General features: G+C 65.1%; 17 protein-coding genes. 8 read left to right on the top strand and 9 right to left on the bottom strand.

Features of this window, described 5'->3' with window-relative positions:
- Positions 1–216: 216 nt before the first annotated feature.
- Complete coding sequence (locus tag M9890_06050) at positions 217–1,002, bottom strand: enoyl-CoA hydratase/isomerase family protein (protein ID MCO5176517.1); 786 nt, start codon at positions 1,000–1,002, stop codon at positions 217–219.
- A gap of 204 nt (positions 1,003–1,206) precedes the next feature.
- Between M9890_06050 and M9890_06055 the strand changes: the two genes are divergently transcribed.
- Together M9890_06055 and M9890_06060 are read left to right on the top strand one after the other, a co-directional pair.
- A complete protein-coding gene (locus tag M9890_06055; GenBank protein ID MCO5176518.1) occupies positions 1,207–2,838 on the top strand; it encodes an NAD(P)/FAD-dependent oxidoreductase in 1,632 nt (543 codons plus the stop codon).
- Between the two features lie 20 nt (positions 2,839–2,858).
- Positions 2,859–3,839: an amidohydrolase gene (locus M9890_06060; protein ID MCO5176519.1), complete on the top strand. Its 981-nt coding sequence runs from the start codon at positions 2,859–2,861 to the stop codon at positions 3,837–3,839.
- Between the two features lie 8 nt (positions 3,840–3,847).
- On the opposite strand, the gene M9890_06065 is transcribed toward M9890_06060, so the two are convergent.
- Positions 3,848–4,600, bottom strand: coding sequence for a 3-oxoacyl-ACP reductase FabG (locus M9890_06065; protein MCO5176520.1), 753 nt, complete (start codon positions 4,598–4,600; stop codon positions 3,848–3,850).
- Positions 4,601–4,701: 101 nt separating this feature from the next.
- Positions 4,702–4,920: a sterile alpha motif-like domain-containing protein gene (locus M9890_06070; protein ID MCO5176521.1), complete on the bottom strand. Its 219-nt coding sequence runs from the start codon at positions 4,918–4,920 to the stop codon at positions 4,702–4,704.
- Between the two features lie 245 nt (positions 4,921–5,165).
- Between M9890_06070 and M9890_06075 the strand changes: the two genes are divergently transcribed.
- Entirely contained in the window at positions 5,166–5,861 is a 696-nt protein-coding gene (locus tag M9890_06075) for an FMN-binding negative transcriptional regulator (GenBank protein MCO5176522.1), read from the top strand.
- 212 nt (positions 5,862–6,073) lie between these two features.
- On the opposite strand, the gene M9890_06080 is transcribed toward M9890_06075, so the two are convergent.
- Both M9890_06080 and M9890_06085 read right to left on the bottom strand, forming a co-directional pair.
- A complete protein-coding gene (locus M9890_06080) occupies positions 6,074–6,883 on the bottom strand; it encodes a carbon-nitrogen hydrolase family protein (protein MCO5176523.1) in 810 nt (269 codons plus the stop codon).
- A 122-nt stretch (positions 6,884–7,005) separates the two neighbouring features.
- Complete coding sequence (locus M9890_06085; GenBank protein ID MCO5176524.1) at positions 7,006–9,471, bottom strand: AAA family ATPase; 2,466 nt, start codon at positions 9,469–9,471, stop codon at positions 7,006–7,008.
- A gap of 207 nt (positions 9,472–9,678) precedes the next feature.
- On the opposite strand from M9890_06085, the gene M9890_06090 reads away from it, so the two are divergent.
- From M9890_06090 to M9890_06100, 3 genes are all read left to right on the top strand, one after another.
- Positions 9,679–10,212 (top strand): hypothetical protein, encoded by a 534-nt coding sequence (locus M9890_06090; GenBank protein MCO5176525.1) that lies wholly within the window; start codon positions 9,679–9,681, stop codon positions 10,210–10,212.
- Positions 10,213–10,312: 100 nt separating this feature from the next.
- On the top strand, positions 10,313–12,202 hold the full coding sequence (locus M9890_06095) for a Type 1 glutamine amidotransferase-like domain-containing protein (GenBank protein ID MCO5176526.1): 1,890 nt from the start codon (positions 10,313–10,315) through the stop codon (positions 12,200–12,202).
- A gap of 651 nt (positions 12,203–12,853) precedes the next feature.
- Positions 12,854–14,149, top strand: coding sequence for an SH3 domain-containing protein (locus M9890_06100; protein ID MCO5176527.1), 1,296 nt, complete (start codon positions 12,854–12,856; stop codon positions 14,147–14,149).
- A 374-nt stretch (positions 14,150–14,523) separates the two neighbouring features.
- Here M9890_06100 and M9890_06105 read toward each other — a convergent pair whose 3' ends face one another.
- The 3 genes from M9890_06105 to M9890_06115 form a co-directional block, all read right to left on the bottom strand.
- The gene (locus M9890_06105; GenBank protein ID MCO5176528.1) at positions 14,524–15,456 is read right to left on the bottom strand and encodes a hypothetical protein; all 933 of its coding nucleotides are present in this window, start codon (positions 15,454–15,456) and stop codon (positions 14,524–14,526) included.
- Complete coding sequence (gene ada / locus M9890_06110) at positions 15,453–16,541, bottom strand: bifunctional DNA-binding transcriptional regulator/O6-methylguanine-DNA methyltransferase Ada (GenBank protein MCO5176529.1); 1,089 nt, start codon at positions 16,539–16,541, stop codon at positions 15,453–15,455. Before ada ends, M9890_06105 begins: the two co-directional genes overlap by 4 nt.
- Positions 16,542–16,617: 76 nt before the next feature.
- Positions 16,618–17,850 (bottom strand): MFS transporter, encoded by a 1,233-nt coding sequence (locus M9890_06115; protein MCO5176530.1) that lies wholly within the window; start codon positions 17,848–17,850, stop codon positions 16,618–16,620.
- Positions 17,851–18,015: 165 nt separating this feature from the next.
- On the opposite strand from M9890_06115, the gene M9890_06120 reads away from it, so the two are divergent.
- Positions 18,016–18,834 (top strand): class A beta-lactamase-related serine hydrolase, encoded by an 819-nt coding sequence (locus tag M9890_06120; GenBank protein MCO5176531.1) that lies wholly within the window; start codon positions 18,016–18,018, stop codon positions 18,832–18,834.
- A gap of 211 nt (positions 18,835–19,045) precedes the next feature.
- Positions 19,046–20,161, top strand: coding sequence for a transposase (locus tag M9890_06125; protein MCO5176532.1), 1,116 nt, complete (start codon positions 19,046–19,048; stop codon positions 20,159–20,161).
- 30 nt (positions 20,162–20,191) lie between these two features.
- Here M9890_06125 and M9890_06130 read toward each other — a convergent pair whose 3' ends face one another.
- On the bottom strand, positions 20,192–21,823 hold the full coding sequence (locus M9890_06130; protein ID MCO5176533.1) for an alpha-amylase family glycosyl hydrolase: 1,632 nt from the start codon (positions 21,821–21,823) through the stop codon (positions 20,192–20,194).
- Between the last annotated feature and the right edge of the window lie 20 nt (positions 21,824–21,843).

The raw sequence follows: 21,843 nt of genomic DNA on the forward strand, positions 1-21,843 counted from the left end.
GAGCCGCCAACACCCTCGATCGGCACCCGTCCGACGTAGCTTGTGCCCGGCTGTCGTGCCGTTGCCAACCCGACCGGCAGATGAATGCCTGCATGCTGGTGGTCTGGGCGGGCGTATGCAATACGCCCCTACAGCGGCTGGGCCACCTCGCCTGTGTGTTCCGCCGACCGATCAGCTCTCCAGCCGGTCGGTGGGCATGTATCCGGTAGTCCCTCACTACCGTCCTTTGAAATTCGCCTCTCTGCGCTCCAGCGTCGCAGCGAGCCCCTCTTTGGCGTCCTCGGATTTGCCGCAGATCTCGCCGCTGCGGCGTTCGTTGCGCAGGGCGTCCTCGATGGAGAGCTGGGCGTTCTGGCGGATGTTCTCCTTGGCCAGGCCGATGGCGAGCGTCGGGCCTTTGGCGAGGCGTTCGGCCAGCTCCAGCGCGGTCGGCAGGAGGTCGTCCGGCTCGACGAGGCGGTTGAGCAGGCCGTAGCTGTTGGCTTCGTCGGCTTCGATGATGCGGCCGGTGTAGATCATCTCCATCGCGCGGGCTTCGCCGATGAGACGCGGCAGCAGGTAGGAGCCGCCGGCGTCCGGGCAGTAGCCGAGGCGGATGTAGGCTTGGCCGAAGCGTGCCTTGGTCGATGCGATGCGCAGATCGGCGGCGAGGGTCATGTCGCAGCCGGCCCCGACCGCGACGCCGTTTACTGCCGCAACGACCGGCTTCGGCAGGCGGTAGATGCGGCTGATGAGCGCGTGGGCCAGGTCGATCCAGCTGGCGGATGGCTCGTCGTCTTCATGGCCCGCGCCCCACTCCTTGACATCCGCGCCGGAGCAGAAGCCCCGACCCGAGCCGGTGATGACCAGGCAGCGGACGCTGTCGTCGTACCTGGCGCGCTCGACGGCATGGTTCAGCTCGATCAGGTGGGGAGAGTTGAGCGCATTGAGCGCGTCGGGACGATTGAGTGTCAGGATAGCGACCCCGCCCTGCTGTTCCCAGAGGATGTGCTGGTAGTCCATCGTCGGCCTCGTTTCCTGTCGCGTCCGGTTGTTCGGCGTTGGTTGTTGCTGGCGGACACTAGCGCAGCGATGGCGGCGCGGTCAAGCGGTTGGTCTGCCTGTATGCGCATCTGCCGATTGACAGGCTTTCGTCATCCGCACTAGAGTGGTCACCTTGCCGCTACCGGGAGTCTGCGTCCGAAGCCTGCGTCGGAGGAGGGTGCAATGACCGACCCGCACACCGCGTCCAGCCGGAACACCGACGTCGATGTAATCGTCGTCGGTGCCGGGTTCGCCGGGATGTACATGCTGCACCGTCTGCGCGAGCTGGGGCTGACGATGCGCGTCTTCGAGGCGGGTGGCGACGTTGGTGGCACCTGGTACTGGAATCGCTACCCCGGCGCGCGCTGCGACATCGAGAGTCTGGACTACTCGTACTCCTTCTCCGACGCGCTGCAACAGGAGTGGGACTGGAGCGAGCGCTACGCCGCCCAGCCGGAGATCCTGCGTTATGCGAATCACGTCGCTGACCGCTTCGATCTGCGGCGCGACATCATGTTCAACACGCGGGTGACGGCCGCGCACTACGACGAGGCCGGGCGGCGCTGGGCCGTCCAGACGGACACCGGCGAGCGGGTGACGGCGCGCTTCTGCATTATGGCGCTGGGCTGCCTGTCTGCCGCGCAGATACCGCAGTTTCCGGGGCGCGAGTCGTTTCGTGGGCGGACGTACCACACCGGCGCGTGGCCGCATGAGGCGGTCGATTTCAGTGGTCAGCGTGTTGGCGTGATCGGCACCGGCTCGTCGGCGATCCAGATGATCCCGCTCGTGGCGCGGCAGGCGGCGCACCTGACTATCTTCCAGCGCACACCGAACTTCAGCGCCCCGGCGCAGAATCACCCGCTCGATCCCGAGGTGGTGCGCGAGCTGAAGTCGCGCTACCCGGAGTACCGGCAGCAGTTGCGGAAGTCGCGCTCCGGCTATAACGCCTGGCTGTCGGCAAACAGCGAGCGTTCGGCGCTGGCGGTGTCGCCGGAGGAGCGCGAGCGAGAATACATGACGCGCTGGCAGCGGGGTGGCTTCGGCCTGCTGGCGGGCTTCTCAGATCTGTACACCAGCCGGGAGGCGAACGAGACGGCGGTCCAGTTCGTCCACGAGCGCATTCGCGAGATCGTCGACGACCCGGCTGTTGCCGAGGAGTTGCTGCCGCGTACCTACCCGATTGGCACGAAACGGCTCTGCTTCGACACTGGCTATTACGAGACCTACAACCAACCCAACGTCACGCTGGTGAACATCGCGCAGGCACCGATTGAGGCGCTGACGCCGACCGGCCTGCGGACGAGCGCGGCGGACTACGAGCTGGACAGCATCGTCTTCGCGACCGGCTACGACGCAATGACCGGCGCGCTGAGGAAGATCGACATCCGTGGGCGCGGCGGGCTGCGGCTGGCAGAGGTCTGGGAGGACGGGCCGCGCAGCTATCTCGGTCTCGCCGTCTCTGGCTTCCCCAACCTGTTCACGATCACCGGACCCGGCAGCCCGTCGGTGCTGTCGAATATGCTGGTGTCGATCGAGCAGCACGTCGACTGGATCGCCGGCTGCCTCGACTACCTGCACGAGCGCGAAATCGCGGAGATCGAGCCGCAGCCCGAGGCGCAGGATGCCTGGTGCGCGCATGTCGATGAGGTGGCTGCGGCGACGCTCTACCCGTACGCGAACTCGTGGTACATGGGTGCAAACATCCCCGGCAAACCGCTGGGCTTCATGCCCTACGTCGGCGGCGTCGGGCGGTATCGCAGCCGCTGCGACGAGATTGCGGCGGCGGAGTATGAAGGATTCGCGCTATCCAGATGAGCGACCGTTGAGGAGGTTCGATGCGCATTGATGCCCACACGCATTTCCAGCCCGCGGGGTTCCTGCGGGCGCTGCTCGATGCAGGGCGCTACGAGGTCGTGCCGGGCGTCGGCGATCAGCTCATTGTCAAGGAACGCGGCGCACGGTTCCTGACGATCGTGCCGGAGATGGCTGATCCGGCTGAGCGCGTTGCGGCGATGGACGCCGACGGCATCGACGTGCAGGTCCTCACCGTGAGCGTGCCGCAGGTCTACTTCGTGCGCGATCTGGCAGCGGTCGAGCTGGCGCGGGAGTGTAACGATGCGCTGGCCGATGTCGTCGCGCAGCATCCCGATCGGTTCCGCGCGCTGGCCAGCATCCCGCTGACCGCGTCGGCGCACGATGCGACTGAGGAGCTGGTGCGCTGCATGGACGATCTGGCGATGCCCGGCTTCCTGATCGGCGCGAACATCGACGGCACGCCGCTGAACGATCCGAAGCTGGATGATTTCTACGCTGAGGCCAGCCGGCGCGGCGCGGTGATGCACATTCACCCGATGCCGCCGGCCGGGATCGAAACGCTGGATCGCTACGCGCTGGCCCCGCTGGTGGGCTACATGTTCGACACGACGCAGGCGCTGGCGCGGCTGATCTTCTCCGGCTTCTTCGAGCGCTACCCCGGCATCCGTGTTATCGGCTCGCACCTCGGCGGGGCGCTGCCGTTCCTGATGGCGCGGCTGGACGCCGGATACCGCAGCTACCCGGATTGTCAGGGCATCGACGAACCGCCCAGCACGATCGCCCGCCGTCTCTACCTCGACACGACCAACGCCTCCCCGGCTGCGATTGCGCTGGCCGCGCAGGTCGTCGGCGAGGACCACCTGCTGTTCGGCTCTGACTACCCGCACGTGGTGGGCGATCTGGCGAACGGCGTCGCCGCTGTCCAGCAGGCCATCTCCCCGGAGCACGCAAACGCGGTGCTGGGTGACACCGCCGCTGCGCTGTTCGGGTTGGTGACGTAAGGGGACGTCTACATGACGTTGCCGCCGTTGGGACCGAGCATCTGGCCGGTCAGGAAGGCCGACGCGTCCGACGCGAGGAAGAGCGCGCTTTCGGCGACATCACGCGGCGTGCCGAGGCGGCGCAGCGGGAGCTCCCGGGCGCGCTGTTGACGTGACTCCTCGTCGGGATAGATGCCCGTGTTCATGTCGGTAGGGATCGAGCCGGGGCCGATGGCGTTGACATTGATGCCGTGCTCGCCCAGCTCGCGCGCGAGACTCCGCGTCCAGGTCAGCAGGAATCCTTTCGTCCCGCTATAGACCGAGCCGCGGTTCCAGCCGATCAGGGCGAGCTGGGATGATAGATTGATGATCTTGCCGGAGCGCTGCGCGATCATGTGCGGCACGACGGCGCGGGTGACCCGCAGCGGGCCGATAATGTTGACTTCGATCTCGTCGCGCCAGTGCTCCTCGGTCGATTCAGCGAACGGCTCGACAAGCATGATGCCCGCGTTGTTGACCAGGATGTCGATCCGGCCGTATGCGTCGATCGCCTGCTGCACCATCGCGTCGACTGCCGGTCCGTCGGTAACGTCGGCCCGGATCGCCAGCGCCTCGCCGCCGCGCGCTTGCGCCTGCGTGGCGATCTCATCGCAGCCTTGGCGACTGTCCCGGTAGTTCAGGACCAGCGTCGCGCCGGCCTCGGCGAAGCGCTCGGCGATTGCGCGTCCGAACCCGCGCCCAGCGCCGGTGATCAGCGCGACCTTGTTCTCCAGTGCGTCCACGACCGCTCCTCGTCGTTATCGTGTCAAGCTGACTACAGCCGGGGAGCGTCGTCGCCGCTTCCTCCACGCTGCTGTTTGATCGGGCAGTGTCGCACAGGGCGTCAGCGTCGGCGTTGCCACTCGTCCCATGCCTCACGGAGTGCGGCGATGGCGAGGCTGCTCGCCTGGACCGATTCGAGATAGACGCGTGCTGTCGCGTAGGTCGTCGCTTCCGACGGCCATTCCGGGTCGTCCAGCATGTCGCGAGCGCAATCACCGACCGGGTCATCGCGCTGCGCCTGGAGCGCAAGCCAGGTCAGGAATGAGCCGTTCCCAGTCATCCTCCGTCACTCTCCTGCCACATTGGTTCGTCCATGGTCATTGCCCGCCAACTACACAGCGAAACGAAACCTCTGTCAATGCGCGGCGGCGTGATCCGGGTGACGTGGAATTGAACGCGGCGCGGCATCCAGCCGCCCTGCCTGTGAGTATGTGGCTCTGGCAATGGGAACCTCTCAAAGAGAAGAATGAGAGCCACTTCACTGGCGAAAGCGCCACAGGTGGCGCTTTCCGAAGGTGGCACTGCATGCTACGTTGTCGATGGATCAGGAGTGAGACTGACACGGCAGGCAAGGTGATGGCGATGTATAACCCGGCGCACTTCGAGGAATCGCGAGTCGAGATGATGCATCAGCTTATCGCGGACTATCCGCTCGGCACGGTTGTGACGAACGGGCCGGACGGGCTGGTTGCCAACCACATCCCGTTCCTCGTGGACATGCGTGACGGCGGTCGCGGGACGCTGATCGGGCACGTCGCGCGGAACAACGATATGTGGCGCGAGGTGGCGCGGACGCCGGAGGCGCTGGTCGTCTTCCAGGCGGTCGATGGCTACATCACGCCGAACTGGTATCCGAGCAAGCAGGAGACGCACGAGGTCGCCCCGACCTGGAACTACGCCGTCGTGCATGTGTACGGGCCGATCATTGTGCATGAGGAACCGAAGTGGCTGCGCGGCATCGTTGGTCGGCTGACCAAGCACTTTGAGGCCGATGAGCCGATCCCGTGGAAGATGGCCGACGCGCCGTCCTCGTATATCAACACCCTGCTGGAATCGATCGTCGGTATCGAGATCCCGATCAACCGCATCGTCGGCAAGTGGAAGACGAATCAGAACCGGTCCGTCGCCGATCGCGAAGGTGTCATCGCCGGGCTCACCGAGCGCGGCAATGTGGGAGACGCCGAGATGGCCGAAATAGTGCGGGCGACGCTGCCGTCGTAGCGCTGCGCGGTTCGGTCAGGACGGCAGCCGCTCCCTCGCTATGTGTCATCGCGTGTCCGCAGCTGAGAACCTCGCTGGCGTTGGGCTGGGTCTGGCGGGTGGGAGATCTTTCGGTTGCGACCTCAAGATGACAGGAGGCGGGGGTGGCTGTCGGGCCGGGCTGCTCGCCTTTGCTGGTAATGATGGCTCGCTGGATTGGGCTATTCATCGGCTCACCCCGTTGGGTACGAAGCAGCATTGTAGCGGCGGGCGTAGAAGCCGGTGGCGCGGGAGAGGTCGAGGTCGGCGACGAGCAGGCGCGTTTCACCGTAGGGGACGTGCGCGATGCGGTCACCGTCTGGTCCAACGACTGATGTAGCCGATTCCTGGTAGCGCACCGCGTAGTTGACGCTGGCGAAATAGACGGTGTTCTCCAGCGCCCGCACGACCATCGCCTTCTCGTAGTACGGCGCGTCCGGGTCTCCCCAGTAGGCTGGGACGTGGCCGGCGTTGTCGCTGCCGGTCACGTGCGGGTGGAAGACGACGCGCGCGCCGCGTGCTGTCGGCCAGCGGGTTGCCTCGCTGTAGCGCCAGCCTTCGTGGCAGATGGTGACGCCGAACGGCACGCCATCGACCTCGAACAGCCGTCGGCTGCCTTCGGCGACGTAGTACGGCTCCTCCTCTGGTGGGATCTGATTCTTGGGCTGATACCCGTCCACCTCGCCGTCCCGGCCGATGACGAAGGCGACGTTATGCAGACCGATGGCGGTCCCCCACTCCATGCCGACGACGGCAGCCACGCCGTGCCGCCGTGCCGCGTCCTGGATCGTCGCGAGCGCTGCTTCCTGACGCGCCTGATCTGGTGGTGGGACGGGGAAGTCCATGCCGCGCAGACCGGGGATGTACGCCTCGGGGAAGCAGACGATGGCGACCTGCTGCGCTGCTGCTTCGGCGAGCATGCGGTCGATCCACTGCAGCCGTTCGTCGATGGCCGGGACATTCGGGACGGCCGCAAGACCGATGCGCAGCGTCTCGTCACTCACCGTTGGCTCCTCACCTCGGGGCAAATGTGATCAGATGGAGTGAGAGGCCCCGACCAACTTCTGGATTGCCCAGCGCCGAAAGGCTGCCTGTAACCATCGATCGATCGGGACCCGAGTGCATACTAGAGTGCCTGTGACTTCGTATCTAGAGGTGCTGGAGTTGGCTCACCGTGGCCGTCGGGTGATGCTGCCTGCCGTTGCGCCGAGAAGGCTTGTGCCTGCATGGCGTATTCCTCCAGCCGCGCTGCAACCTTGCCGTGGACGCTCTCGGGCGGGTAGTTGCCGTCGGCGTCCATCTCGCCGGCTGGCAGACCGGTGAGCAGCTCGATACCCTCGTCAATTGACTGGACCGCCCAGATGTGGAACTGACCGGCCTCGACCGCCTCGACGACTTCGGGGAAGAGCATCAGGCTGGGCACGTTCGTCGCCGGCACGATCACGCCCTGTTGCCCGGTCAGGCCGCGAGCCTGGCAGACCTTGAAAAAGCCCTCGATTTTGTCGGTGACGCCACCGACCGCCTGCACTGTGCCGTACTGATCGACCGAGCCGGTGACCGCAATGTCCTGCCGCAGCGGGATTTCGCCGATCGCCGAAAGCAGCGCGTAGAGCTCGGTCGATGAGGCCGAGTCGCCATCGACCCCGTTGTAGGACTGCTCGAAGGTGATCGTCGCCCGGATCGCCAGCGGTGCCTTCTTGCCGTACTGGCCGCGCAGGTAGCCGGACAGAATCAGGAAGCCTTTGCCGTGGCTCGGCCCCGACTGGTTGATTTCGCGCTCGATGCTGTCGATATCGCCGGAGCCGAGCGCGACGCGCGCACTGATCCGGCTCGGCTGGCCGAAGGTGTAGTCGCCGATGCTGATGACTGAGAGGCCGTTGATCTGGCCGACCCGGCTGCCGTCGGTTTCCACGTCAATCGTGCCGTCGATCAGGCGTTCCTGGACGCGCTCCTCGATCAGGTTGGCTCGGTGGATCTTCTGCAGAATCGCCTGGGCAACGTCATCGACCGTCACGATCTCGTGCCCGGCATTGCCGGCCCAGTAGCTCGCCTCGGTGATGACGTTGGCGATGTCCTGCATGCGGGTTGAGAGCTTGCGCTGGTCCTCGCGGAGGCGCGCGCTGTATTCGAGCACCCGCGCGACCGCGCTGCGATCGAAGTGGCGCAGGCCGTTGTCGCGGATCTGGCGGCTGATGAACGCAACGTAGTCGGTGGTGTTCTGGTCGTCCCACTGCATGTCGGGCGCGAACTCGGCCTTCACCTTGAACAGTTCCGCGAACTCTTCATCAGTTGCGTAGAGCGTCTGATAGAGCAGCGACGTGCCGATCAGGATGACCTTGATGTCGAGTGGGATTGGCTCGGGCCGCAGCGTGGCCGTTGGCACCATGCTCGTCTGCTCGCCCATGTGCTCAATCCGGATTTCCTTGCCGACCAGTGCACGCTTGAGCGCGTCCCATGCGAACGGCTGGCGCAAGATGTCGGTGATGTGCAGGACGAGGAAGCCGCCGTTCGCGCGATGCAGCGCGCCCGGCTTGATCTCGCGGAAATCGGTCACCATTGAGCCGAACAGCGAGCGGTACTCCATCCGGCCGATCAGGTTGTAGTAGCTGGGGTTGCGCTCGCTGACCACCGGCGCGCCGTGGGTGCCGCCGTTGTCGATCAGGACGTTGACGTTGTAGCGGGCAGCGAACTCGACCCGCCGTGCTGCCTGGACTTGCTGAGCAGGGTCGGCGCTCTGCTGTTGCTCCGCAGGGCGAAACTCGGCGTAGTGAGTCAGGACATCCTCCTGGACCTGGTCGATGAAATGCAGGACCTCGCGATAGTCGTGATAGCGCTCGCGGAGCTCATCGAGCAGCGGGCCGATGGCAAAGAGCGCTACCTCGCGGTTCAGCTCGGAGACGCGCTCGCCAGCCTCGCGATCGAGCTCGCGGGCCTTGCGCATCGTCGATCCAAGCTGCTCCTGCACCAGCTGCCCGCGCTCGTCGATCGCCTTGCGCTCGTCTTCCGGCAGTTGTGCGTACGCCTCGTTCGACAACGGCTGGTCGTTCGCCACCGGGATGGTGGCGATGCCGGTCGGTGTCATCTGGATCGTGAAGCTGTTGGTCGCGGCGAACTGCTGGAGCTCCTCGAAGAGCTGGTCGCGGCGCTGGCCAACGGCCGACAGCGCGTTGCGTTGGCGGCGAGCGTAGTCCTCGCTATCGAACGCGCGCGGGATCTCGCGCTGGGCATCGGCGACGAAGCGCTGCATGTCGGCGGCCAGCGTCGTGCCGCGCCCGGCCGGCAGCCGGATTGCGGTCGGGCGGTCGGAGTCCTCGAAGTTGTGGACATAGGCCCAGTCGTCCGGTGTCGGCATGCGCGGCGCGAACTCGGCGAGCATGTCGATGATGCTCGTCTCACGCCCGGACCCCGGCTGACCGGAGACATAGATGTTGTAGCCGGTGGCGCGAATTTCCAGCCCGAAGGTGATTGCGTCGATTGCTCGTGGTTGGCCGATCGTGCCACGTCCGGGAGGAACATCGGCGGTCGTTTCAAATGGGAGCGACGCGGGATCGACGCGACGGCGCAGAGCGTCCGGCGGAAGCTCACCCGTCACCAATCTGATCTCATTCGACATACTGCAAGCCTTCCCTCACTGTTTCTTGATTTTGAATGCAGGATACGACACACAGATGCCCCATCCGTCGAACGGCATCGCGAATGCGATGCCGCAAGCAGGCTTTTGTGTGATGGTCGGCGTTGTCGTGCCTGCGGGGAACGTTCAATACTGACTTCGTGCCTGTGGTAGTTACGTGGAGGATTCATGCCCAACCGACGATTGCCGATTCCTGCTCGTCTGCGTCTGGGCATCAGCTTGTTGGCCGTTGTGCTGGTACTGGCCGGTTGCGCCTCGATCGGCGCGCCCGACCCGACGGCGACACCGCTGCCCTCCCCGACGCCGACCGCGACACCGATCCCCACTGCCACACCATCGCCGACGCCGTTCGTCCCACCGACCGTTGCCGTGCAGGATGACGACTCGATCCGGCCCTGCCTGGAGCGCAACCTGACGCCGGAGCTGCTCATCAGCCTGTCGATGGACGACACGACGCTGACGAAGGACATCATGCGTACCTGCCTGGAGACGCAGATCCCCGGCCCGCTCGTGTCCCTGATCGATCCGATCATCGAGGACGCCTCCGAGTGTGCGCTGGATGTCAGCAAAACGCTCTCGAACGATGACCTGATCATCCTCAGCGGCGATAACACGACCAGCAAGGACGCCGTTGTCTCACGCGTCGCGAACGGCATTGTTGACTGTCTGGCGAGTAAGTATCACCTCGACTTCTTGCGCTAAGGGCGCGAGACTTGCGTTTGCACAGACGGTCGTCTACGAGACGACGCGAAATCCCATAAGTGGCGTTGAACAGACGCCCAACAATCAAAGGGGGTGACAGGTGGGTAGTCCACGAACTCGTGGTCGGCGTCGCAGTACCGTATTTGTCGTCGCGCTCATCACCATGCTCCTGGGGTCGATGGCCGGGGTGGCGACTGCTGCTGACCCGTCCGAACAGACACTGGTTCCGATCGGCGGCGGATATACAACGACGTCACTCGAAGGCTTTGCCGAGGTCGTCGCGGACCACGCGACCGGCGATACGGTCGACATCCTGGTCGAGCCGTCGTCGTACGGCAATGACCCGGCCGATCTCGATGACAACACTGAGCTGGCGCAGGATCGCACCGATCAGGTCGAGGATGCCTGTAACTCGGTCGTGGATACGGCGGAGTTCCCGGGCGGATGCGTCGCGACACTCCTGCATCTGTTTATGCGCAGCCAGACCGACGGGCCGGAAGGCGAGGCAGCGATTGCCCTGCTGACAGACTCCGAGACGGACGGCGTCTACATCCTCGGTGGCGATCAGACGATCGCGATGGAGGTGCTGGCCAACAGCGACGTTGAGGATGCGATGGAGGCCGCCTATCTCGCTGGTGTGGTCTACGGCGGAACCAGCGCCGGTGCCGCGGTCCAGTCGACGACGATGATCGGTGGCTATACCGATCCGGGTTGGCCGTATAACGCGATGGAGAAGGACAAGGTCATCGTCTGGTGGTCGAACGATCAGACTGGTCCGGATGACTTCACCCGTGGCCTGAGCTTCTCGTCAGATACGGCCATCACCGACCAGCACTTCTACCAGCGCGGACGCTTCGCGCGACTGCTGAATGTGGTCATGCAGTCCGACGAGCAGTTCGCCGGGCAGAGCAAGGTCGGCATCGGTGTTGATTACGCGACCGGTGTCCAGATCACGGACGATCAGTTCGTGCACGGTGTCTTCGGCGACTCGTCGGTTGCCGTCATCGATGCCGAAGCACTGAACGCGACCCATCAGTGGGTTGGCCCGGACGGGACGCTGTCGGTGCGCAACATGCTGACGCACATCATCGGCGCAGACCCGGACATCACCTACGACACGGTGAACCGCACGATCTCCGACGCCAGCGGCGTCCAGTCGATCAACGAGTGGGCGATGATGGAGCCCGAGTTCGACCAGATGCGCATGCGTGCGACGCTGATGCTCGGCGGCGATCTGTCAGATAGCTGGGACGGACCGGCGATGGCCGAGTTCATCCAGCGCATCGAGGCGGCCCGCATGGCGAAGATGATGGTCGTCGCGGTCGGCGCGACCTACGCGGACGGCCAGGCGCTCGCCCGTGAGTATGTCGCCGGCCTGCGGGAGGCGGGGCTGCCGTGGTGGTATCAGGTGCAGACGTTCGTCTACGACCAGAGCACGCTGCGCTACGTCAACTCGATCTCGTTCAACCGCACTGCCGGTGTCGTCTTCGTCGGCGATGATCAGGCGTCGATGACCGCTGCGATGAGCAACCATCTCTTCGGTCGGCTGGTTGAGCGCGCGCTGGACAGCGTGCCGGTTGTCCTGACCGACCAGGCAGTGACGGCGGTCATGGGCGAACGCTACGTCACTAACCCTGACCCGACCGATGACGACGTGCAGGATGTGGCAATCGCCTCGTTCCAGGCCGGCAACATCCAGATCGCCAACGGGCTTGGCATCGTCGCTGGTTCGTTGCAGGGTACCCTGACGTACGACCAGCAATGGGGCCGCCTCTACAGTCTGGCGATGGATTCCCCGGACGCGTTGGTCTACGGCATCAGCGAGATGACCGCACTCGTCATCAGTCACCGTGAGGCGACTGTCGTCGGCGAGCGCTCGGTGGTCACGCTCGATGGCAGCCAGGGCACCTGGTCCGTCGGCACAAACGGCGCGTTCTCGGCGCTGAATGTTGTCCTGAATGCCTATGGTCCTGGTGACGCTGTCGAATAGATACAACGTCTCGACACGACGTCCCCGCTGCTTTTCGAGGCAGCGGGGGCGTTTTCGTGTGCCGTCGCCCACCGATCCCTTCGTAGGGACAGCGCTGGCGCTGTCATCGCCGTGAGGCGACCCTCCCCCGTTGTCATTTCGAGCGCGCACGCGAGAAATCTCTCCTGCGTTTGACTGCGTCGAATGGGTGGGAGATCTCTCACTGCGGTTCGAGATGACAGGTGAAAAGGTAGGCTACCGATCAGACAACTTGACATTGACAACGCACTCAAAGTGTCGGGGCGTATCGCACACGTCCGGCCAGATACGCGACCACCCAACAAGGGCACCCGGACACCGTGGTTGCCGATCTGAGTGGGTTGGGGGCCAAACGGGCGTATGCGATACGCCCCTACATTTCGGGGCCGACACGGTGGGCGATTCTCCAAGGCCGCAATGATCTGCGCGGGAGGGTCGCCTCACGGCGATGACAGCGCCAGCGCTGTCCCTACGAAGGGATTGGCGGCACGTTCCTGTCAAGGGGTTGCCAGATAGTCAATGCGTAGGTACGATGTGTACGTACACTGTTTGGTGCGCCGCGGTGTGGCCGCGATCGGGGGTGATGGGCACGGCCTGTCTGCCCGATGCACGACGACGAAGGAGCAGGCAGCAGTGTCGAGTCGTACGAGCTATCTGCGCGGCCCCCGGGCCGTCATTGTGGCAGTTGTCTGTTTGATGCTGGCGAGCGCCGTCATGTGGATTCCGGCACTCGCCGAGGATGATCCCGTGGTTGGGAGCGCCATGGTGGTGAACACCGATGGCGAGGGCGTGAATCTGCGCGAATTCCCGTGGTTGGAAGCTGACGCGATTATGGCCGTGCCGGAGGGCATGGTCGTTGACGTGTTGAAGACCGCGCTGTTCGACGATAGTGGCACGGAGTGGTGGAAGATTCGGGTTGACGGGCAGGACGGATACAGCGTTGCCCAGTATCTCAATCTGTCCGGCAGCGCTCCACCGACGACCGGAGCCGGGGCAGTCGGCGCTGTCGCCGGGCAGGTGGCAACCGTCACCGCCACCGATGGCCAGGGGCTGAATCTGCGGGAGAACCCGTGGGTCGAGTCGCCGGTGATCACCTCCATTCCGGAGGGTGCCATTGTCACCGTGCTCAAGACCGCGCTCTACGATGACAGCGGCATGGAGTGGTGGAAGGTCAGCTTTGACGGGACCGAGGGCTACAGCGTCGCGCAGTACCTCGCGGTCACTGGCCAGCGGGCCGGCTCGTCTGCGACGCCGGCACCGGCGGTCGGGCTGCGGGTGGGCCAGTCCGTCATGATCAGTGCGACCGGCGATGATGGCGTGAATGTCCGCACTGGAGCGGGCGTCGGGAATGCAGTTGTTGGACACCTCGCCGAGGGCACGATTCTGACAATCGCGGCCGGTCCTGTTTACGACAGCACTGATGTCGGCTGGTATCAGCTGACTGGCGCGGGCGTGGATGGCTGGGTACATGGCGGCTACGTTGCCGCCGCTCCGCCGACTGGTGTCGTGACGATCAGCGCCTCCGGCGTGTCCAGCTCGGATGACTGGCTCGACGCGGGTGATGCGATCGTTAGCGAGGCGATGTCGCACCTCGGCGCCCCGTACCTGTGGGCGGGCACGACGCCGTCCGGCTTCGATTGTTCGGGCTTCGTCTACTACGTCGTCAACCGCGTCCTCACCAACGACTTCCCTCGCGCCATCGAACAGCAGATGGCGCAGGGCACAGCCGTTGACATGCCCGACCTGCGCCCTGGCGACCTCGTCTTCTTCGAGAACACCTACAAAGAGGGCCTGTCGCACGTCGGCATCTATCTCGGCGAGGGCCAGTTCGTCAGCGCTGGTGGTGAAGAGGTCGTGGTCGGCGTCGATAATCTGAACGACACCTACTGGGCGACCCGCTACGTCACCGCCCGCCGTGTTGGTGGGTGATCTGCAGCGCCTGAATCGCAAGCAAGCACGAGCCGCGTCGGTAATCCGACGCGGCTCGTGTAGTGCGTCGAACAGCGCGACGAACGCCTCCGTGTCCGTACGGACAGGACCCGGCCTGTCCTCGCCGTGAGGCGACCTTCCCGGCTTGATCGCCATGTTTTCGGCATCCAATGGCGCGGCGTGGGATCGGCATCGCAAAGCGCGTCCGGCGTGCCAACGCGGGTTTTGCACGTCGATTGCGCAGATTCGAGACGCGAGCGCTCGGCGCGGGAAAGTCGCCTCACGGCGAGGACAGGCCGGGTCCGTGTCCGTACGGAGGTGGAGGCGTTCGTCGCGCTGTTCGACAAGCTGCGCGGTCGCGCGGGAGGGTCGCTTCACGCGCCGAACTGGCGGCTCATCCAGACGAAGAACGTCGCCCAGCTACGCCAGGGACGCCAGCGCTCGGCGATGGCGCGGAGCTCCGGTTCGGTGGCGCGAGCGCCGGTGGCGGCGGTGCCGATCAGGAGTTGCAGGCTGACGTCGCCGGCCGGGATGATGTCCCGGCGGCCCATCCCGCGCATCAGCACATATTCCGCCGTCCAGCGTCCGACGCCGCGCAGGCGCACCAACTCGTCGATTGCCTCGTCGTCGGGAAGCGTTGCCAACTCGTGCAGGTCGAGGCGGCCGGACGTGATCTCTTCCGAGACGCCGATGACATAGGCGGCCTTCTGGCGGCTGAACTGCTGGCCAAGCAGGACGGCGGGATCGAGCGCGGCGACAACCTCGGGACGTGGCAGCAGCGGATAGCGTACGTCGTCGATGACGAGTTCGTGGCCACAGGTCTCGACGAGCCGGTCTTTGAGACGTCTGGCAAAGCCGACGTTGATCTGCTGTCCGAGGATGGCCCAGACGAGCGATTCATACAGATCGGCGACGACGATCGGCCGCATGCCCTCGTAGGACGTGACGATCGGACGGAGGATGTCGTCGGCGTCGGCGAGCGCTGCGAACGCGGCCGGGTCGGTATCGAGCGCGAAGATGCGACGCACCTCGCGTTCGGCGCGGTCGAGCAACTCCGGTGAGACGTGCGGCCCGGCGATTCCCACCGTGAGCGTATCTGGCGTTGTCGACTCCCGGAGCGTCACCAGCAGGTCGTGGCCATCGAGCATGAGTGCCCGCTGCCAGGTGCCGTTCTCCAGATCGACGCGCTCCAGCGTCGAGGCTGTCCAACTGTTGATATAGGTCAGCGCGAGCGGGAAATTGAGCACGCCGGTCGGTCGGATCTCGCGAACCAACCGGCGTGTCACTTGTCCTTCGCCCGTCGTCATGCGTCGGCAGCCACCATTGTGCCCTCGCGTTCGGCAGTCAGGAGTGCCTTCTTGCGATCCACGCCCCAGCGGTAGCCGGAGAGCGTGCCGTCGCTGCGGACGACGCGGTGGCACGGCACGGTGATCGCGGTCGGGTTCTTTGCGCAGGCCTGTGCAACTGCGCGGACTGCCTTCGGCTCGCCGATCATGTCGGCGACCTCCGCATACGAGCGCGTGGTGCCGAGCGGGATCGTGCGCAGCGCTTCCCAGACGCGGCGCTGGAACGCGGTGCCGACGACGTCGACCGGCAGGTCGAGCGATTCGCGTTTGCCGGAGACGTGTTCGAGGACGCGAGCCATCCAGTCGCCAATGCGGGCGTCGTCGCGCTCGAGCTCGGCGGCGGGATACTCGTGATGCAGCGCCGCTTCGAGCGCGTCGTCGTCATCGCCGAGGTAGATCGCCGAGACGCCGCGCTCGGTGGCACCGACCAGCAGGCGACCCAACGGACAATCGCGGATGCTCCACTGAATTTGCATGCCTCGCCCACCCCGCTGATACGCGCGGGGCGTCATGCCGAGCTGACCGGGCGCGCGCTCGTAGACGCGGCTGCTCGATCCGTAGCCGGCGTCGTAGAGGGCGGTCGTCACGTCGTCGCGCTCGCGCAGCTGCGACTTGAGGGTCTCCAATCGGCGCGCATCGGCCCAGGCGCGTGGTGACACACCGGCGACGCGGGTGAACGTGCGCTGCAGGTGGTGCGGGCTCAGCCCGACCGCCCTCCCCAACTCGGCCAGCGTCACCGTACGATCGAGGTTCTCGGTGAGGTAGGCGCAGGCACGCTCGACAATCGTCGCGGCTGGTGCGCGCTCGTCGCGCGGCTTGCAGCGCAGGCAGGCACGGAATCCGGCTGCCTCAGCCTCGTCTGGACCATCGAAGAAGGTCACATTGCGGCGATAGGGACGGCGCGACGGGCAGGTCGGGCGGCAGTAAATGCCGGTCGTCTTGACGGCGACGATGAATGTGCCGTCGAACAGCGGATCACGATCCACCAGGGCCTGCCAGCGCGTTTCGTCAGTCATCACGATAGAGTTGGTTGTTGTCTGCGTCATCTTCATTACCTCCGATCGTATCGTAGATCGGCGGTTCTGTCGTCGCTATCCGAAGGTTGCGCTCAGAGTCGAGCTGCTATTGCGTCGCCGGTACTGGCTCCGGACTGAGCGATTCCACGGGCATCGCCGCCATCTTCATTTCGGCATCGCGCACCAGCCCGATCGCAGCAACGGTTATGACAACCAGAATACCGCCAGCGACCGCGAAGGGTAGCAGTTGCGAGTGTTGATAGAGCACGGTGCCGAGGAAGGCGCTGACCGCCGCTCCGGCTGTGCCGATCGTCGCGTAGGTGCCCTGAATGCGGCCCTGGATGCGCGGGTCGGCGACCGACGCAAGGTAGGCGTCCAGCGCCGGGACAGTGATCGTCGCGACCGCCCCCTCGATCATGCCCATAAACAGGATCAGCGGCACGACGTGAATCAGTCCGTAGCTGAGGATGAGCGCCGCGAGGACGAAGTTTCCAATCAGCAGCTTCCGCCAGCGAAGCCCACGGTCGGCCATGCGACCGCCAATCGGTGTGAACAGCATGAAGGCGACTGAATAGGTCGCGAACGACAGGCCGATCTCCATGTCGCTGGCACCGAGATCGTCCATATAGATCGACCAGACTCCGGCGAACATGCCCTCCAGAATGCGAGCGCCGAAGCCGAGCACGAACGCGCCGATCAGCGCGCTGGTGAAGATCGCCGAAGCCGGTATCTTGACGGCGGCATGGTCGTACGGCTTTCGTCCACCGATGCCGCGTAGCCAGCCAATGGCGAAGACTGCGATGACCAGGTTCAGGACACCAGCGATGACGAAGAGCGGGCTGCGGCCCAGCGGCCCGGCCAGGAACCCACCGACCGGCGGTCCCAGCAGCATGCCGCCGCTGAAGGCGGCAAACATCCAGGCATAGGACTGGCCGCGCCGATGCACAGGCGTGACATCGGCGATCAGGGCTCGCAAGGCAGGCATGATCATCGCGAGGCTGATGCCCTGCAGCACACGCAGTGCGATGAACGTCAGCGCCGAATCGGCGAAGACGAAACCGAACGACGCCAGCGCCTCGACTACGAAGCCGGCCGCGATTGGCGGCGTGCGGCCGATGCGGTCCGAGAGCGACCCGAACGGCAGTTGCAAGACCGTCTGCGCCACCAGGTAGCTGGAGGCCATGATCCCGATGGCGGACAGCGACACGCCGCGCTCGCGAGCGACAAGCGTCAGGAACGGAATGGTCAGGCCGAACGCGCCCCCGGCGAGGCCGGCGAGGATCAGAATCGCGCGCATTGCCGGGTCGCGCATCATCGCTGGCATCGGAATTCTGGACATACTGGATCGTCTTTCTGGTGCGCACGTGCCGCAGTCCATCGATCGCCGGTGGTCGTGTCAATTCTCGCAACGAGTCGACACGTTCGCCAAACCGACCTATTATGCTCGCGCCGAATGAAGGTTCGATGACCCCGTCACGACCAATTTGAAGGAGGAGTCAGGCGTATGGACGAACTCGTACAACGGCTGAACGCGATCTGCGACGACCAGCCGTACTGGACCGGCTGGTATCTCAAGGACCTGCGCACCGGCGCGGAAGCCAACCGCAACGGTGATACCGTCGTGCCGTCGGCCAGCACGCGCAAGATCGCGATTCTGATGACGGCGCTGAAACAAGTGAACGAGGGCATTCTCAGCCTCGATCAACCGCTTGAGCTGACGACGAAGTATCAGTACACCAATTCCGGCGTGTATCAGCATCTGACTGCCCCGACGAAGATCCCGTTCCGCGATGCGCTGGTGCTGATGATCATCGTCTCCGACAACGTCTGCACAGGCACCGTCGCGGACACAGTCGGGCTGGACAAGATCAACGAGCTGAGCCATTCGATCGGCATGGTCGGCACGACGCATCGCCATTCGATCCCGGACGGCATCGCCCGCGATCACGCCGTTGATGCGACCAACGCGACGACAGCCAACGACGTCGGCCTGATTCTCGATCGCATTCTGAAGGGCACGACCGACGCGGAAGCCGCCGCGACGATGGGCTGCACGCCCGAGCTGTGCCAGCTGGCGATGAACATCCTGAGCTGGCAGAAGTTGCGCCAGCGCCTGCCGGCCAAACTGCCACACGGCACCAAGGTCGCCCACAAGACCGGCACCGGCGCGCGGAACAACAACGACGCCGGCATCATCTTTGCCCCGGATGGCAGCCCGGCCTACATCCTGACCGTCTATACCGACGAGCGCCGTTCGTATGCTGACGCCCTGCAACTTCTCCGGCTTCGGCAACGCCGGCCAGACAGATCAGCGCGAAGATGAGTCGCGCATCTTGCTGGGACGCGCTCATTGAGCCGGCGAGGGGAGTCAACGAGCGGCGGCCCTCACCCCCCTGCCCTGTCCCAATCGCTATTTGGGGTTCACTCCAGGTCTCTACCTTCTCTCCCGGACAGTTTGAGAAAAGGGTCTGCTAGGAATCCAATGTGCTGAGTGACTGGTGTTGACCACAGCGCTCATCACGAAAGGACATCCCATGCAGACCCGCCTCAAACTGTTGCACATCTGGACCATCCAACTCCACCAACTCCTGCCCGATCTGCGCGTGACCCGCGTCCGGGTCCTGGCCTTACTGACCCTCGGCCTGATCTGGGCGGAATCGACCACCTTGATCCGCATCGCGGCCGCGCTGCCCCTTGCCGTCCAGGATCTGTCAACCGAACGGCGTCTGCGCCGCTGGCTCGCCAATCGTCAGATGGTCGTTGCCCCCACCTGGCAGGTGTTGCTCGGTGCGTTGCTGGCCCGCCTCGGGCAACGTGACGTCACGCTGGTCTTTGATCCAACGCCCTACGACACCCGGCAGACACTGCTCGTCCTGGGGATCGTCGTCCACCGGCGCGTGCTGCCCGTCGCCTGGCACATCGTGCCCGCGCAGACGACCTGGCCACAGTCGAACCAGCGCTATCTGCGCCGCTTGTGCAGTCGGGTCGCGGCCGTCATGCCGCCCGACACGACCGTCACTCTGCTGGTCGATCGCGGCCTGACCAGCGTGGCGATCATCGATCTGTGTCGGGATCTGGGATGGCACTATGTCATGCGCCTGAGTGTCGATGCGCATCAGGGCGTCCATGTCCGACTAGCCGACGGCACCATCTGTCCGGCATGGGATCTGGTGGCCGGACGTGGGCAGCGTTGGCAGGGAACCGTCGCCGTCTTCCGGGATCACGGTTGGCGGGAGGCTGCGTTGACCATCGTCTGGCCGCACCGCTATCAGGCACCCTGGCTCCTGCTGTCCGATCGGGAGGCGGGTCCGGCACGGGTGGCGGAGTATCGGCGTCGGACGCAGGTCGAAGCGTTCTACGAGGACTGCAAATCGCGTGGCTGGCGGCTCGAAGGGAGTCGGGTGGGTGAGCGCAACCGTCTCAACCGGCTGCTACTGGCCGTCTTCCTGGCAGCCTGGTGGTGTCATCTGCTCGGGCAACAGGTGATTCGTGCTGGCAAGCGTCGCCAGTTCGATCGGGCCGATCGCCGCGATCTGAGCGTGGTGCGGCTGGGTCGCCGCTGGATGCGCGATCGGCTCGATCATCTCCTCCTCCCCGCGCTCCCCTTCCGCTTCCTTGCCGGACGCTGGGTCTGTCGATGGCAATTCTGAAACTGTCCGGGAGAGAAGAGGGCCGCCCCGTCACCCCAGCCGTGCCACCACCCCTTCGTGCCCCCGCAACTCCACTTCTCCCCTATCAACCCGCCCGTCGCGGTCCATGCTGGTCGATAGCATGATCTTTGCATCGTGGAGGTCGGGTAGGTGAATGGCCGTTGGCTGGTCGATGAAGCTGAGCAGGATCAGGTAGCGGTCGTCGCCGGACGAGCGGCGGTAGGCGTAGACGCCGTCTGGTACGTCGTCGGCTGGCTGGTAGGTCCCGACGTTCAGTGCCGGGCTGGAGCGACGGATCTGTAGCAGCGTGCGGGTCAGGTGCAGTATCGAGCGCGGATCGGCCATCTGGGCGGCGACGTTGGTTGTGTCGAGGTCGGGTGCGAAGGGCAGCCACGGCTTGACACCGACCGGGCAGAAGCCGCCGTTCGGGCTTGCATCCCAGGACATCGGTGCACGCGCCGGGTCGCGGCTGAACTGCGCGTCGTTCATGCGGATGCCCCATGGGTCCTGCATGCGATCGGGCGGCACGATGGCGTCGCGCATGCCGAGCTCGTCGCCGTAGTAGAGCGTCGGCGTGCCGCGCAGCGTCAGGAGCAGCATCATCGCCACCCGCGCCTGAGCTGCGCCGATGCGTGACACGATCCGTGGCTCGTCGTGGTTGCCCATGACGTAGTTCGGCCAGCCGCCAGTCGGGATCGCCGCCTCGATCGCATCGACAAGCGCGCGCACGGCGGCTGCGTTCCAGGGCGTGTTCAGCAGGCCGAAGTTGAACGGCAATTGCAGCTCGTCGAGCGCGTCGCCGTAGTAGCGCACCCAGCGCTGCAGATCGAAGATGTGCAGTTCGCCGATCGCCACGCGCGGACTGATCGCCTCGTACTCGTCCAGCACGGAGCGCATGGCGCGGACAGGCTCGTGGATGTCGTCCAGATCGAACTCGTAGATGTGCTGCTGGCGATCGAACTCCTCGCCGTGCGTGCGGTGGGTCGCCAGTGTGCCCTCGTGGGGCGGGTTGTCGCGCAGCTCAGGGTCCTTCATCAGGTTGTGGAGCGCATCGATCCGGAAGCCATCGACGCCGCGCTCCAGCCAGAAGCGCAGGACATTCAGCATGGCGTCGCGCACTTCCGGGTTGCGCCAGTTCAGATCCGGCTGTTCGGTCAGGAAGATGTGCAGGTAGTACTGGCCGGTCGCCTCGTCCCACGTCCACGTCGAGCCGCCGAACGGCCCGATCCAGTTGGTCGGCGGGGAGCCGTCTGGCCGCGCATCGGCCCAGATGAACCAGTCGCGCTTCGAGTTTGTGCGCGACGAGCGGGACTCGATGAACCACGGGTGCTGATCGGAGCAGTGGTTCGGTACGTAGTCGATGATGATCTGCATGCAGCGCGCGTGCGCCTCGCTGACCAGCTCATCGAACGTAGCGAGATCGCCGAAGAGCGGGTCGACGTCGGTGTAGTTCGACACGTCGTAGCCGAAATCGGCCATCGGTGATGGGTAGAAGGGCGAGAGCCAGATCGCGTCGATGCCGAGCGTCTCGTGCAAGTAGTCGAGGCGCTGAACGACGCCGCGCAAATCGCCGACGCCATCGCCGTTGCTATCCTGGAAGCTGCGTGGATAGACCTGATAGACGACGCCAGTCTGCCACCAATGTGGCTCGCCGTGTCTCATCCGCTGGGACCCTTTCGCGC

The organism is Thermomicrobiales bacterium, from assembly GCA_023954495.1.
Lineage (GTDB): Bacteria > Chloroflexota > Chloroflexia > Thermomicrobiales > CFX8 > JAMLIA01.